Source organism: Brevibacterium sp. BRM-1 (assembly GCF_026802075.1).
Taxonomy (GTDB): domain Bacteria; phylum Actinomycetota; class Actinomycetes; order Actinomycetales; family Brevibacteriaceae; genus Brevibacterium; species Brevibacterium rongguiense.
Genome location: NZ_CP113788.1, coordinates 3,009,410 through 3,022,785, shown reverse-complemented (window position 1 = coordinate 3,022,785; position 13,376 = coordinate 3,009,410). Strand labels below are relative to the sequence as shown.

Annotated in this window: 11 protein-coding genes; 1 reads left to right on the top strand and 10 read right to left on the bottom strand. The window is 74.1% G+C overall.

The genetic code is table 11. The annotated features are described in order from the left end of the window. Nucleotides 1-11: 11 nt before the first annotated feature. The 6 genes from tsaB to glmS are packed head-to-tail and all read right to left on the bottom strand — an operon-like array spanning nt 12 to nt 7,721. Nucleotides 12-686, bottom strand: coding sequence for a tRNA (adenosine(37)-N6)-threonylcarbamoyltransferase complex dimerization subunit type 1 TsaB (gene tsaB, locus BRM1_RS13265; protein ID WP_268526562.1), 675 nt, complete (start codon nt 684-686; stop codon nt 12-14). Further along, nucleotides 683-2,494, bottom strand: a complete 1,812-nt coding sequence (alr, locus tag BRM1_RS13260; protein WP_268526560.1) for an alanine racemase — start codon at nt 2,492-2,494, stop codon at nt 683-685. The genes tsaB and alr overlap by 4 nt, the downstream gene beginning before the upstream one ends. Then, on the bottom strand, nt 2,491-3,975 hold the full coding sequence (locus BRM1_RS13255) for an NAD(P)H-hydrate epimerase (RefSeq protein ID WP_268526558.1): 1,485 nt from the start codon (nt 3,973-3,975) through the stop codon (nt 2,491-2,493). The genes alr and BRM1_RS13255 overlap by 4 nt, the downstream gene beginning before the upstream one ends. After that, on the bottom strand, nt 3,972-5,240 hold the full coding sequence (locus BRM1_RS13250) for a M20 metallopeptidase family protein (RefSeq protein ID WP_268526556.1): 1,269 nt from the start codon (nt 5,238-5,240) through the stop codon (nt 3,972-3,974). Before BRM1_RS13250 ends, BRM1_RS13255 begins: the two co-directional genes overlap by 4 nt. Nucleotides 5,241-5,273: 33 nt before the next feature. Further along, a complete protein-coding gene (locus tag BRM1_RS13245; protein ID WP_268526554.1) occupies nt 5,274-5,798 on the bottom strand; it encodes a holo-ACP synthase in 525 nt (174 codons plus the stop codon). 48 nt (nt 5,799-5,846) lie between these two features. After that, nucleotides 5,847-7,721, bottom strand: a complete 1,875-nt coding sequence (glmS, locus tag BRM1_RS13240) for a glutamine--fructose-6-phosphate transaminase (isomerizing) (protein ID WP_268526552.1) — start codon at nt 7,719-7,721, stop codon at nt 5,847-5,849. 207 nt (nt 7,722-7,928) lie between these two features. Between glmS and BRM1_RS13235 the strand changes: the two genes are divergently transcribed. Next, nucleotides 7,929-8,747, top strand: coding sequence for an aldo/keto reductase (locus BRM1_RS13235; protein WP_268526550.1), 819 nt, complete (start codon nt 7,929-7,931; stop codon nt 8,745-8,747). Between the two features lie 94 nt (nt 8,748-8,841). Here the strand turns inward: BRM1_RS13235 and phnE are convergent, their stop codons facing one another. The 4 genes from phnE to BRM1_RS13215 all read right to left on the bottom strand — a co-directional run bounded on the left by phnE (nt 8,842) and on the right by BRM1_RS13215 (nt 13,296). After that, nucleotides 8,842-10,596, bottom strand: coding sequence for a phosphonate ABC transporter, permease protein PhnE (gene phnE, locus BRM1_RS13230; RefSeq protein WP_268526548.1), 1,755 nt, complete (start codon nt 10,594-10,596; stop codon nt 8,842-8,844). Nucleotide 10,597: 1 nt separating this feature from the next. Next, entirely contained in the window at nt 10,598-11,497 is a 900-nt protein-coding gene (gene phnC, locus BRM1_RS13225; protein WP_268526547.1) for a phosphonate ABC transporter ATP-binding protein, read from the bottom strand. Further along, entirely contained in the window at nt 11,497-12,441 is a 945-nt protein-coding gene (locus BRM1_RS13220) for a phosphate/phosphite/phosphonate ABC transporter substrate-binding protein (RefSeq protein ID WP_268526545.1), read from the bottom strand. Before BRM1_RS13220 ends, phnC begins: the two co-directional genes overlap by 1 nt. 150 nt (nt 12,442-12,591) lie before the next feature. Further along, nucleotides 12,592-13,296 (bottom strand): GntR family transcriptional regulator, encoded by a 705-nt coding sequence (locus BRM1_RS13215; protein ID WP_160953715.1) that lies wholly within the window; start codon nt 13,294-13,296, stop codon nt 12,592-12,594. Between the last annotated feature and the right edge of the window lie 80 nt (nt 13,297-13,376).

The window sequence follows — 13,376 nt, the reverse complement described above, 5'->3', positions numbered from 1 at the left end:
GCACCGGTGCGTCACGGCCGGCGCAGCGGCGCGGCGTCGGGCTCGCGCAGGTAGAGGGGCACGGGGTCGAGCAGGGGGCGGCCGGCGGCCAGCAGGCGCGCGGCCACGCGGCCCAGGTCCGCGGCGCTGGGCTCGAGGAGCGCGGGATCGTCGCTGACCGGCGCGCCCAGGGCGGCGGCGTAGAGGGCGAACCCGCGGCCCAGACGCACGGGCTCCTCCCCCGGCGCGGCGGCGAGGCGCTCGGCCAGTGCGGCCGGGGCCCACACCTCGGGCCCGGCGGTGGCGATGGGCACTCCGGCCGCGTCGAGGCCCGCGAACCGGGTCGCGTAGACCTCGCGCCGCCGCGCATCGGTGGCGACGACGAGCTCGTGCCCGCCGGGGTGGGCGGCATACCAGCGCAGCGCGAGCGCGGCGTGGCTGGCGACGCCGGAGACCGGGGCGCCCGCGCCCAGGCCGAAGCCGATGCCCGCGGCGATCCCCGCGCGCAGGCCGGTGAAGGGCCCGGGACCCACGCCCACCACGACCGCGTCCGGGGCGGGGGCGAGCGCGGCGAGCTCGCGCAGGGCCGGCCCCAGCGATTCGGCGTGGCGGCGGGCGGCGTAGTCGGTGCGCTCGGCGAGGACCGCCTCGCCGTCGAGGACGGCGGCGCTCGCGGCGCCGGAGGTGTCGAGGGCGGTGATGATCACGGCCGGGCCCCCTGCCCGTCCCCGGCGCGGTCCGCGCTGTCCCGGTCCGCCGCGCCCAGGCCCGCCGCGCGCAGCCGCTCGCCCCATGTGCCGTGCGGGGTGAGGGCGATCGTGCGATCCTCGGTGGCGGGATCCGCACTGATGGAGACCTCGAGGCGCTCGGCGGAGAGCTGCTCGGCCAGCCCCGCGCCCCATTCGATGACGGCGGCGGAGTCCGCGAGCGCGTCCTCGAGGCCCAGGTCGTCGAGCTCGGCGGCAGACCCCAGCCGGTAGGCGTCGACGTGGACGAGGCCGGGGCCGGCCCCGGTGGGGGCGTGCTCGCGGGCGATGACGAACGTGGGCGAGGACACGCGCCCGCGCACCCCCAGCCCGGCGGCGATCGACTGCGTGAGCGTCGTCTTGCCGGCCCCCAGGTCACCGGTGAGGATGAGCACGTCACCGGCGCGCAGGAGCCCGGCCAGGCGCTTGCCGAAGCGGCCCATCGCGTCGAGGTCGGCGATCGCGAGCTCCGCCGAGGCGGGGGCAGCTTGGACGGCTGCGGGCGCGGGCGCTGCCGGGTCCTCGGGCGGCCGGCCCACCGTCACCCGGTCGGCGCGCGGGCCCACCCGGGTGACGATCTCGTAGTTGATCGACCCCGACCATGCGCCCCACTCCTCCGCGCTGGGGCCCGTGGTGCCGTCGCCCATGACGATGACTGTGTCGCCGGGCGCGATCGGCAGGGCGTCCGGGGCGTCGGCGGGGCCGATGTCCGCGATCATCTGGTCCATGGCGATGCGCCCCACGACGGGGAAGCGGCGCCCGCGGATGGTGACCTGCGCACTGCCCGAGGCCGCGCGCGGGATCCCGTCGGCATAGCCGCCGGCGATGAGGGCGAAGCGGGTGTCCCGGGGGGCCCGGTAGAGCAGCCCGTACGAGGCGCCGTGGCCGGCGGGCACCACCTTGACGGTGAGCACGCTCGAGCGCAGCTCCATGGCCGGGCGCAGGCCCAGGTCGGCACCCGTTCGGTCGGCGAACGGGCTGAGGCCGTAGAGGCTCAGGCCCACGCGCGCCAGGTCACCGGGCACGGGCGCCATGGACAGCGCGGCCGGTGAGTTCGCGCAGTGGACGAGGAGCTCATCGGCGCTGCCCCGCTCGGGGTGGGCGCGCAGCAGGCCGCGCAGGGACTCCACGCCGGCGCCGAACGCCGCGAGCTGCTCGGCGTTGGCCGGGTGGCCCACCTCATCCGCGCAGGCGAAGTGGGTCATGACGCCTACGATCCGCACGCCCTGCGCACCGGCCAGCGCGGGCAGCAGCGCGCCCAGCTGCGCGGCGGTGAGGCCGCTGCGGCCCAGGCCCGTGTCGAGCTTGACGTGGGCGAGCGCGGGCCGCCCGGCGGTCCGGGCCGCGGCCTCCAGCCGGGCGAGGCTGCCGGGATTGGGCAGGCCCACCTCGATGCCCTCGGCCACGAGCGGCGCGAGGTCGGCGGTCTCGTCGTAGAGCCAGCACAGGATGCGGGTGCCGGCGCCCGGCTCCGGGGCGCCGGCCTGGGCGAGCAGCGCGCGCACGGCCAGCGCCTCGGCGGGGGTGGCCACGCCGAACTCGCGGATCCCCGCGGCCAGTGCGGCGGGCACGACGGCGCCCAGCCCGTGGCCGTAGGCGTCGGCCTTGACGATGCACATGAGGCGGCAGGGGGCGATGCGCGCCGCGATGGCCGCGATGTTGTGGGCCAGTGCCCCAGCGTCGATGCGCGCGCTCAGCGCCGACGGAATGCTCGGGGCCGACGGAGGGTTCGGCACCGAGGGGTCGGGCGATGCCGAGGGGGCGCTCACCTGCCCGCCTCCGACTCGCGCAGGGCGACGATGCGCGCCTCGAGCGCCGCGGGCAGGCCGGAGGCGTGGGTGGTCGCGTGCCCGGCCGCGCTGTGGAGGAGCACGGCCAGGCCCGCCACCAGGGCGAGGTCCGGCACCGGTTCGTGCTCGGCGGTCGTGGCGAGCAGCGCGCCGAGGACGCCCAGGAGCACATCGCCGGTGCCGGCGGTCGCGAGCGCCGCGGGACCGGGGGCCGGCGCGACGAGCGAGCCGTCGGGCCGGGCGATGACGGTGCGCGGGCCCTTGAGGAGCACGACGGCCCCCGTCGCCCGGGCGGCGGCGGTGGCGGCGGCGACCGGGTCGGCCTCGATGGCGGCGCGGTCGGGCGCATCGCCGGGCTCAAGCCGGCCGAGCAGTTCGGCGAGCTCGCCGGCGTGGGGGGTGAGCACGGCGGGGTGGCCGAGGGGCCCCTCGACGAGCGCGAGCGCGCCGGCGTCAAGGGCGACGGGCAGCCCGGACTCGCGGGCGTCCGCGAGGGAGGCGCGCATCTCGTCCTCTGCGGGGGCCCCCGAGCCCAGAGCCCAGGCCTGGACGCGGCCACGGCCCGCCACCGCCTCGGGCGTGATGGCGAGGACCGCATCGGCCACGCGCCGCGGGCCCACGAGGCGCAGCATGCCCACGCCGGTGGCGATCGCGGCCACCCCGGCCAGGGCCGCGGCGCCCGGGTAGGCGTCCGAGCCGGCCACGAGGCCCAGCACGCCGCGGGTGTACTTGTGGTCCCCGCGGCGGGGGAAGGGGAACAGCGGTGCGATGTCGTCCTCGTCGAGGGCCTGGACGCGCGGCTGGGCGTCGCCCATGTCGAGGCCGATGTCGACGAGCTCCACGCGGCCCGCCGCATCGGCGCCCCCCGGCAGCAGCAGGCCGGACTTGAGCGCACCGAACGTCACCGTGGTGTCCGCCTCGACCCACACCTCGCCGCGCTCGCCCGTGGTGGCGTCGACACCCGTGGGGACGTCGACGGCGATCGTGAGCTGGGTGCGTCCGAGCACACCGCGGGCGCCGGTGTCGGTCTGCCATTCGCGCAGGAGGTCCGCCAGCGGGGCCGGGAGGCCGGTGCGAGCGCCGGTGCCCAGGATCCCGTCGAGCACGAGGTCCGCGTCGGCGAGCGCCGCGCGCGCGGCGCCGGTATCCGCCGCTTGCGCCCCGGCGGCACGGACGGCGGCGAGACCGTCTGCGTGCGGGCGGCCCAACGCCTCGATGACGGTGACCGCTGCCCCCCGCGCGGCCAGCGCCGCCGCGGCGAAGAGCGCGTCGCCGCCGTTGTTGCCCGCCCCGGCGAGCACGGCGATGCGGGCCCCGGCGACGCGGCCGTGCGCCGCCACGAGCTCCCGGCGGCACACTGCGGCCAGGCCCGCGGCGGCCCGCGCCATGAGCGGTGCGCCGGCGGCGAGCAGCGGTTCCTCGGCGGCCCGGACGTCCGCGGCGGTGTAGCCCAGTCTCATGCCCGCTCCCCCTCCGGCCGCACATCCCCGGGCGCAGCGCGCGCTTCCTCGCGCGCCGCGCGCTCGAGCCGGCGGGCAGCCAGGTGGGCGAGGAAGCGGGCCTGGTCGCCCAGGGCCTCGTCGCTGTGGCGGGCGCGCGGCGAGTGGTTGACCTCGTGGGCGGCCGCGGCCTCCGGCTCGGATTCGAAGGCGGCGCCGATGTGGCCGTAGGCACCGGGCACGGCCATGAGGACGCGGGAGAAGTCCTCCGAGCCGGTGCGCGGGTGCTCCATCCGGTGGGTGCGCTGCGCGCCGTAGAGGTCAGCGAAGGTCTCGAGGTAGAACTCCGCCTCCGCGCCGTCGTTGACCGTGGGCGGCAGCACCGTCTCGCAGTCGATGTCCGCGTCCAGGCCGTGGCCGGTGACGATCGCGCGGACCAGGCGGGGCAGCTCCACCACCGCGCGCTCCGTGGTCTCCTGCGTGAAGGTGCGGATGCCGACGTTGAGGAAGGCCTCATCGGGGATGACGTTGGCGGCGGTGCCCGCGTGGAACTCGCCCACCGTGACGACGACGGGGTCGAAGGCCTCGAAGCGGCGGCTCACGTACTCCTGAAGCTGGCCGACGACCGCGGCGCCCGCCTGGATGGGGTCGAGCGCCTGGGCCGGGCGGGCCGCGTGGCCGCCGCGCCCGCGCACCGTGACGGCCATCTTCGAGAACGCGGCCATGAGCGGGCCGGGGCGCGAATACGCGTGGCCGAGCGCCTGATCGGCGGAGACGTGGACGCCGTAGGCCGCGATGACGGGGCTGCCGGCGGCCTCGAGGACGCCCTCGGCGAGCATCTTCCCGGCTCCGTCGAAGCCCTCCTCGCCGGGCTGGAACATGAAGACGACATCGCCGGCCAGCTCCGCGCGCGCCGCATGGAGGAGGTGGACGGCGCCGATGAGGCCCGTGACGTGCAGGTCGTGGCCGCAGGCGTGCATGTTGCCGTTCGTCGCGGCGAACTCGAAGCCGGTGGCCTCCGTGACCGGCAGGCCGTCCATGTCCCCGCGCAGCAGCACGGCCACGGGGCGCTCGGGGTCCCGGCGGCCGCCGCGCAGCACGACCGTGAGCGAGGACAGCCCCGCGCCCCGGTGCACCTCGACCTCGAGGCCGGACAGCGCCGCCTCGATGCGCGCCTGCGTGCCGGGCAGGTCGAGGCCGACCTCCGGGTGGGCGTGGATATCGCGGCGGATGGTCTGCAGCCGCGGCAGCAGGGCGGCAGCGTCCTGGGCGCTGGGAAGGCTCATGGGGACTAAGCGTAGTCGCTGGCCCGGGCCGGCCTACCCCTGCCCGCGGGCGGCGGCGCGCTCGGCCCGCCGCGCCTCCCGGCCGGCCCGCGCGCGGGCGCGGAAGGCCTCGAGCTCGGCGAGCGCCTCGGGCGAGCCGGGCAGCAGCGGCGCCGGCTGGTCGACCGGGGGCGGCAGCGGCGCGCCGTCGCCCTCGACGATGACGTAGGTGACCGTGCGGCCGCCGTCGTGGCTGATGGACAGGTGGGCGGTCTGCGCGCCGCGCGCGCGGAAGTGCTCGAGGACCCAGCCGGTGAGCCGGAAGCTCGGCGCTCCGGAGAAGGCGGAGACGATCTCGGCCTCGTGCCACGGGATGATCTGCGGCAGCTGCAGCGCCTTGACGAGCGCCTCCTTCGCGGAGAACCGCGCGGCCAGCGACTCCGCGGACCGGCGGCGGCCGTTCCTGCGCAGCTGCTCGGCCGGCGTCAGCAGCCGGTCGAGCAGCTCCGGGACGCGCTCGATGTGCTCGGCGAAGCGGTCGACATCGGCGATGTCGATCCCGATCCCGATGATGCTCATGCCCGCGCCCCGCTCACGCCAGCGCCCGCGCCCGCTTCGAAGTCCGCGTCACTCGACGGTGACGGACTTCGCGAGGTTGCGCGGCTGGTCGACGTCGAGGCCCTTGTCCGTTGCGAGCTCCATCGCGAAGACCTGGAGCGGGACGGTGGCCAGCAGCGGCGCGAGCAGCGTGGCCGTCTGCGGCACGAAGATGACCTCGGAGGCGTACTGTCGGACCTCCTCGTCGCCCTCTTCGGCGATGACGATCGTGTTCGCCCCGCGCGCCCGGACCTCCTGGATGTTCGAGACGACCTTCGCGTGCAGCGAGTCGCGCCCGTTCTTCGAGGGCACGATGATGAAGACCATCTGCCCCTCGTCGATGAGCGCGATGGGCCCGTGCTTGAGCTCGCCGGCGGCGAAGCCCTCCGCGTGGATGTAGGCGAGCTCCTTGAGCTTGAGCGCGCCCTCCATGGCCACGGGGTAGCCCACGTGGCGGCCCAGGAACAGCACGGACTGCGTGTCCTTGTACTTCGCGGCGAGGTCGACGACCTGCTGCTTGTCCTCGTCGAGCAGGCGCTGGATCTTCGCGGGGATCTCCTGCAGCTCGCGGATGACCGTCTCGATCTCGTCGCGGTACTTGTTGCCGCGCAGCTGGGCGAGGTAGAGGCCCAGCAGGTAGCAGGCGACGATCTGGGAGAGGAACGCCTTCGTCGAGGCGACGGCGATCTCCGGACCGGCGTGGGTGTAGAGCACGGCGTCCGATTCGCGCGGGATCGACGAGCCGTAGGTGTTGCAGATCGCGATGACCTTGGCGCCCTGCTCGCGGGCGTGGCGCACGGCCATGAGCGTGTCCATCGTCTCGCCGGACTGCGAGATGGCGACGATGAGCGTCTTCTCGTTCACGACCGGGTCGCGGTAGCGGAACTCGTGGGCGAGCTCGACCTCCGTGGGGATGCGGCACCAGTGCTCGATCGCGTAGCGGGCGACCTGCCCGGCGTAGGCGGCGGTGCCGCAGGCGATGACGACGATCTTGTCGATCGACTTGAGCAGCGATTCGTCGATGCGCATGTCGTCGAGGGTGAGGCGGCCCTCCAGGTCGAAGCGGCCCAGGAGCGTGTCCGCGACGGCCTGCGGCTGGTCGTGGATCTCCTTGTCCATGAACGAGGCGAAGCCGCCCTTCTCCGCGGTCGCCGGGTCCCAGTCGACCTCGAAGGGCGTGCCCTGCACCGGGTTGCCGTCGGCGTCGATGATGGCGACCTCGTCCGGGGTGATCGTGACGATCTCGTCCTGGCCGATCTCGACGGCCCTGCGCGTGTAGTCGATGAACGCCGCGACATCGGAGCCCAGGAAGTTCTCGTCCTCCCCCAGCCCGATGACGAGCGGCGAGTTCCGTCGCGAGGCCACGACCTTGCCCGGCTCGTCGGCGTGGACGGCGAGCAGCGTGAACGCGCCCTCGAGCTGGCCCGCGGTCAGGCGCATGGCCTCGGTGAGGTCGCCGGTGGCCCGGTAGTTCTTCGCCACCTGGTGGGCGGCGACCTCCGTGTCCGTCTCCGAGGCGAACGCGACGCCGTCGGCCAGCAGCGCTTCCTTCAGCTCGGCGAAGTTCTCGATGATCCCGTTGTGGATGAGTCCGAGCTTCCCGCCGTCGGCGAGGTGCGGGTGGGCGTTGGCATCCGTCGGCCCGCCGTGCGTGGCCCAGCGCGTGTGGCCGATGCCGGTCATGGCCTCCGGCAGCGGGTGCGCCTCGATCTCGTCGAGGAGGTTCTGCAGCTTGCCGCTCTTCTTGGCGCTGGCCAGTTCGCCGTCCTCGCTCACGAGGGCGACCCCCGAGGAGTCGTAGCCGCGGTATTCGAGCCGGCGCAGGCCGGCGAGGACGACGTCGAGGGCAGAGTGCCCCGCGGCGTCAGGGGACAGGGAGGAGACATATCCGACGATTCCGCACATGGGCGCAATTGTAGGGGATCGCGTCCCGCGCCCCGGGGGCGGGCAGAGCGGGCGTGACGCACGTCATCCACAGGGATGTCCACAGCCCCGGCGGCGGGGACATCCTCACCCGCGGCCCAGGCTCACCTGATAGGAAGAGGGGAGGACCCGGGCCACCGGGACGGTGCCGGCAATGCGCACGCCCCGCCCGCCTTCGAAGGGAGCACCATGGCAGTCCCCACCATCGAACTCAACGACGGCACGCACATCCCCCAGCTGGGCTTCGGCACCTGGCAGGTCGCCGACGACGACGCGGTGAGCGCCGTCGCCACGGCCCTGCAGACGGGCTACCGGCACATCGACACCGCCGCCGCCTACGGCAACGAGGCGGGCGTCGGGCGGGCCATCCGCGAATCGGGCATCGCCCGCGAGGACCTGTGGGTCACGACGAAGCTGTGGAACGACCGCCACGGCGATGCGCGCGCGGCCCTCGAGGAGAGCCTCGAGAAGCTCGGCCTCGACCGGGTGGACCTCTACCTCATCCACTGGCCGGTGGCCGGCTCCACCCAGCGCCCGGATGCCTGGCGCGCCATGATTCAGGCCCAGGAGGACGGGCTCGTCCGCTCGATCGGCGTGTCGAACTTCCTCGCGGACAACATCCGCGAGATCACGGACCTCTCCCAGGTCACCCCGTCGGTCAACCAGATCGAGGTGCACCCCACGTTCGGCAACGAGGCCCTCGTCCGCTTCGACCAGGACATGGGCATCGCCACGCAGGCCTGGTCGCCGCTGGGCCAGGGCAAGGACCTCGAGAACCCCACGGTCGAGCAGATCGCGCAGCGGCTGGGCAAGACCCCCGGCCAGGTCGTCATCCGCTGGCACCTCCAGGAGGGCCGCATCGTCATCCCCAAGTCCACGACGCCCGCGCGCATCGCGGAGAACTTCGAGGTCTTCGACTTCGAGCTGACCCCGGACGACCTCGCGGCCATCGACGGCCTGAGCACCGACGAGCGCATGGGCCCCGACCCCGCCGCGTTCGGCCAGTGAGCTGACGCACTCCTGCACTGACACCGCGCCCGAGGTGCGGGCCGAGTCCCACTCGGCCCGCACCTCGGGCGCGGTTGCTGGATCCCGACCCGGCTCAGCGGATGACGGAGCGGGTCCAGACCGACAGGCCCTCGACGAGCAGGACCGTGGCGAGGATGAGGCAGATGATGAACGTCACGACGTCGAACTGCATGACCCGGGCGGAGTTGAGCAGGTAGAAGCCGATCCCGCCGGCGCCCACGATGCCCAGCAGCGTGGCCGAGCGGATGTTCGTGTCGAGCTGGTAGAGCACGTGCGCGACGAGCGCCGGCATGGCCTGGCGCACGGTGGCCGCGAAGAAGACCTGCACGCGGGTGGCCCCGTTCATCCGGACGGCCTCCTGCACGCCGTAGTCGGTCTCCTCGAGCGGGTCCGCGATGAGCTTGGACAGCAGCCCGATGCTGCCGATTGCCAGCGCGAACGTGCCGGCCACCGGCCCCAGCCCCGTGATGACGATGAAGATGATCGCGAGGATGAGGTCCGGGATCGCGCGCACGCCCACGATGATGGCGCGGAAGGCCGCCGCGACCCCGCGGCTGGGCGCCACGTTCGCCGCCGCGAGCACCCCGATCGGCACGGACAGGATCCCGCCCAGCAGGGTGGCGGCCAGGCCGATCTGCAGGGTCGTGACCATCGCCGCGCCGAGTTCCGGCAGGATGCCCCCGGAGCTGGGCGGGAAGAACATCGCGAGCGTCTGCGGGAGGTTCGCAAGCGAGGCGAGCGCGGCCACCGGATCGAGCTGGGTGGCCGCGCCCGAGGCGGCGACGATGGCGAGCACGACGACGAGCGTGAGGAGGCGGCGGATCCGGTCGGCCGACCAGCCCGGCGACACCCGCACGGCGCCGTCCGGGGTGCGCTGAACCTCGTCGCCGGGCAGCGCGGGGGCGCTCTGCGCGGCCGCGGCGCCGGGCATCCGGCGCATGACGAACCCGTAGAGGCCCTGCTGGGCGGCGCCGGGGCTGCGCAGCAGGCGGGCCCGCAGCGCGCCGGAGAGCAGCTCAATGCCCACGCACAGGATGAGCACGATGAGCGCCCAGGCCATGCCGCGGTCGTACTGCATGGTGCGCATCGCGTCGGAGAGCTCCTTGCCGATGCCCACGACGCCCACGTAGCCCAGGATCACCGAGGTGCGCAGGTTGATGTCGAAGCGGTGCAGACCGGTGGCGATGATCTGGGGCATGACCTGCGGGATGACCGCGGTGACGACCTGCTGGACGCGGCCGCCGCCGGCGGCGCGCACGGCCTCGACGGGTCCCTCGTCGATCGACTCGATGGCATCCGCGTAGAGCTTGCCGACCATGCCCACCGAGTGCAGCCCCATTGCGAGGATGCCCGGCAGGGCGCCCAGGCCGAAGATGCGGAAGAACACGATCGCGAGCACGAGGTCCGGGATCGCGCGGGCGATGACGATGAGCACGCGCGGGGCCAGCCGGGTCGCGCGGTTCGGGGCCGTGTTCGTGGCCGCGAGCACGGCGACCGGCAGGCCGAGGATGACCGCCAGGAGGGTGGCGAGGAAGACGATGGCGAGCGTGAGCCCGGTCATCGAGACGATCTCGCCCAGGCTCGGGAAGTCCAGCGGGAATATCCGGGCGAGGAACTTCGCGGCGTTGGACACGGAGTCGATGACCGTGGCCACGTTGATCCGCAGCGAAATGAGCGACCACACGGACGCGGCGAACAGCGCGGCGAGGACGGCTGCCGCGGCGAGCGTGCGCGGCGCCGGCAGCGGCCGCCTGGGCGGGGCGAAGCGCGGTCCCTCGCCCTCCGGGCCGCGGTGGGCGTCGAGGGTCGCGACGGCGGGTGCGGACACCTCAGGCCTCCTGCACGGCGAGCGGTTCGCCCGCCGCGGCGGCGGCAAGGGCCTCGGGGTGGGCGACGCGGTCGTAGATCGCGTACGCGTCCTCCTGGCTCAGCCCCGCGGTCTCCTGGTCGAGGACGACCCGGCCCGCCTGCAGGCCGACGATCCGGTCGGAGAAGTCGAGGGCGATCTCCACCTGGTGGAGGCTGCAGACCACGGTGAGGTCCGATTCGCGTGAGATCCGGCCCAGCAGGTCGATGACGGAGGCCGCGGAGACGGGGTCGAGTGAGGCGACGGGCTCATCGGCCAGCAGGATCTTGGGCTCCTGGATAAGCGCGCGGGCGATCGCGACGCGCTGCTGCTGGCCGCCGGAGAGCGTGTCGGCGCGCTGGAAGGCCCTGTCGGCCAGGCCCACGCGGGCCAGCTGCTCCATCGCCTCGGCGCGCACGGCGCGGGGGTACATGAACAGGCCCATCCGGGGCCCGGCCAGCGAGCCGAGCCGGCCGGTGCACACGTTCTCCAGCACCGTCATCGAGCCCACGAGGTTGAAGTGCTGGAAGACCATCGCCACGTCCCGGCGCAGGGCCCGCAGCGCATGCGTGCCGGCGCGCTCCACCTGGGTGTCGAGGGTGCGCACGTGCCCGGCGGTGGGCTGGTGCAGGCCGTTGATGTGGCGCAGGAGGGTGGACTTGCCTGAGCCGGAGAGGCCCAGCAGCACGGTGATCCGCCCGGTGGCGAACGTCGCGGTGACGTCGTCGAGGGCGCGCTGGCCGCGGCGGAACTCCTTGACCACGCCGTCGAAGGCGATGGCGGGCTCCACGGCGAGGGCCGGTGCCGTGGGATCGGAGGCGGTGGGTTCGGAGGCCGTGGAACCGGAGCGCGTGGGGTCGGGCAGCGTGGCGGTCATCGTCATCAGCCCTTCACGCACGAATCGGCCTTGGTGGCCTCGCAGACCTTGCGCACCGAGTCGTACGCGGAGTCCTCGAGCGGCACGTAGCCCCACGAGTCCTCGGGCAGCTCGCAGTCCTTGGCCGACGTGCACGTGCCGGCCTTGACGAGCGCGTCCTTGTTCAGCGTCTGGGTGAAGACCTGCTTGAGCTTGTCACGCAGGTCCTGGCTCAGCGAGTCCGAGGCCGCGACGGGGGTCGCCGGGATGAGCTCGGACTTCCAGATCTCGCGCAGCTGGCCCTTCTTCAGCTGGCCGGACTTGATGAGGCTGCCATTGACGACCGCGTCCTCGGCGAAGCCCGCATCGCAGCTGCCCTTCGCCACGGACAGCGCCGAGGAGTCGTGGCCTCCGGCCATGATGGGGCTGACGTCCTTCTTGGGGTCGATCCCGGCCTTCTGCAGGGCCGCGGACGGGTAGAGGTAGCCCGAGGTGGAGGTCGGGTCGACGAAGCAGACCTTCTTGCCCTTGAGGTCGTCCAGGCTCTTGATCGGCGAATCGGCGGGCACGACGCCGAACGAGTTGTAGCCGGGCTTGCCGTCCTTCTCCGTGATCTGGCCGCCCAGGATGTCGAGGCCCACCCCGGAATCGTAGGCGGCGACGTAGGACAGCGGGCCGTAGTTGGCCAGCTGGACCTTGCCCGCGCGCTGGGCCTCGATGACGCCGGCGTAGTCCGTCGCCGACTGCACCTGGACCTTCTTGCCGGTGGCCTTCTCGATCTCGGAGATGACGATCTTGAACTGCTGGGACAGGCTCTGGGACTCCTCCGAGGGGATCGCGGTGAAGACGAGGGTGTCCGGGTCGGAGTCGCCCGAGCCGCTCGAGCCCTGGGCGGCCGAGGGGCCGCAGGCGGCGAGGGCGAACAGGGAGACGGCGGAGAGTGCGGAGAGTGCGGCGGCGGGGGTGCGCATGGGTGAGCCCTTCGGTGATGCGGGCTGGAAGGCGGGCGGGGCCCGCGGCGGCGCGGCACGCGCCCGGCCGAGCGTGGCCGATGGAGGTGAGCCCGCGACGGCCGCCGGGTGAATGGCGGGCGCGGTGAGGTGAAGCCTGGGCGAACCCGCTCAGGCGCGGGCGAGCTCCATGACGATGCGCACGCTGTCCAGGCGCAGCCAGGCCCGGGAGACCAGCAGCGGTGAGCCGCTGGCGGCGTCGACGGTGTGGGTCTCGACGCTCCACACGGGTGCGGCCGCGTCGAGGCCCAGGTGCTCGGCGGCCAGCGCACTGGGCTGCTCGACGCTCGCGCGGGTGAGCGCGCACTCCGGGCGCGAGCCGTAGGCGGCGAGGATCTCGCAGACGGACTCGATGACGCCCAGGCCCGCATCGACATCGGCGGCGATGCCCGGGGTGACCCACTCGTCGATGAGCACGGCGCGCAGCCCGTCGATCTCACCGGTGCGCAGCAGCCGGCGGGCCGGGGCCGCCTCGGGTGCGCCCAGGACGTCGGCGACGGGCGCGGGCAGGGGCTCGATGGCGGTGGCGCTCAGCCGGGTGCGCAGGCTCGCCCCGGCGGACTCGATGAGGCCGTGGAAGCTCGGGACGGCGCCGTGGGCGAGCACGAGGTCGATCCGGCGCAGCGCGTAGGTGCCGCTGCCCTGGACCCGGCGCACGAGGAAGCGGGCCTCGAGCTCCGCGACGGCCGCGCGCACGACGCTGCGGCCCACTCCGAACCGGCGCATGAGCGCGTGCTCGCTGTCGATGCGCGCCCCGCCGGGCAGCTGTGCGACCTCGGCGGCGAGCGTGTGCGCAAGCTCGCGGGCGGTCGTCATGCTCGCACGCTAGGCCCTGCCGCGAAGGCGGGGCTGACGGCCGGCTGAACCGCAGGCAAACGTTGGGCGTCCGTCACGTG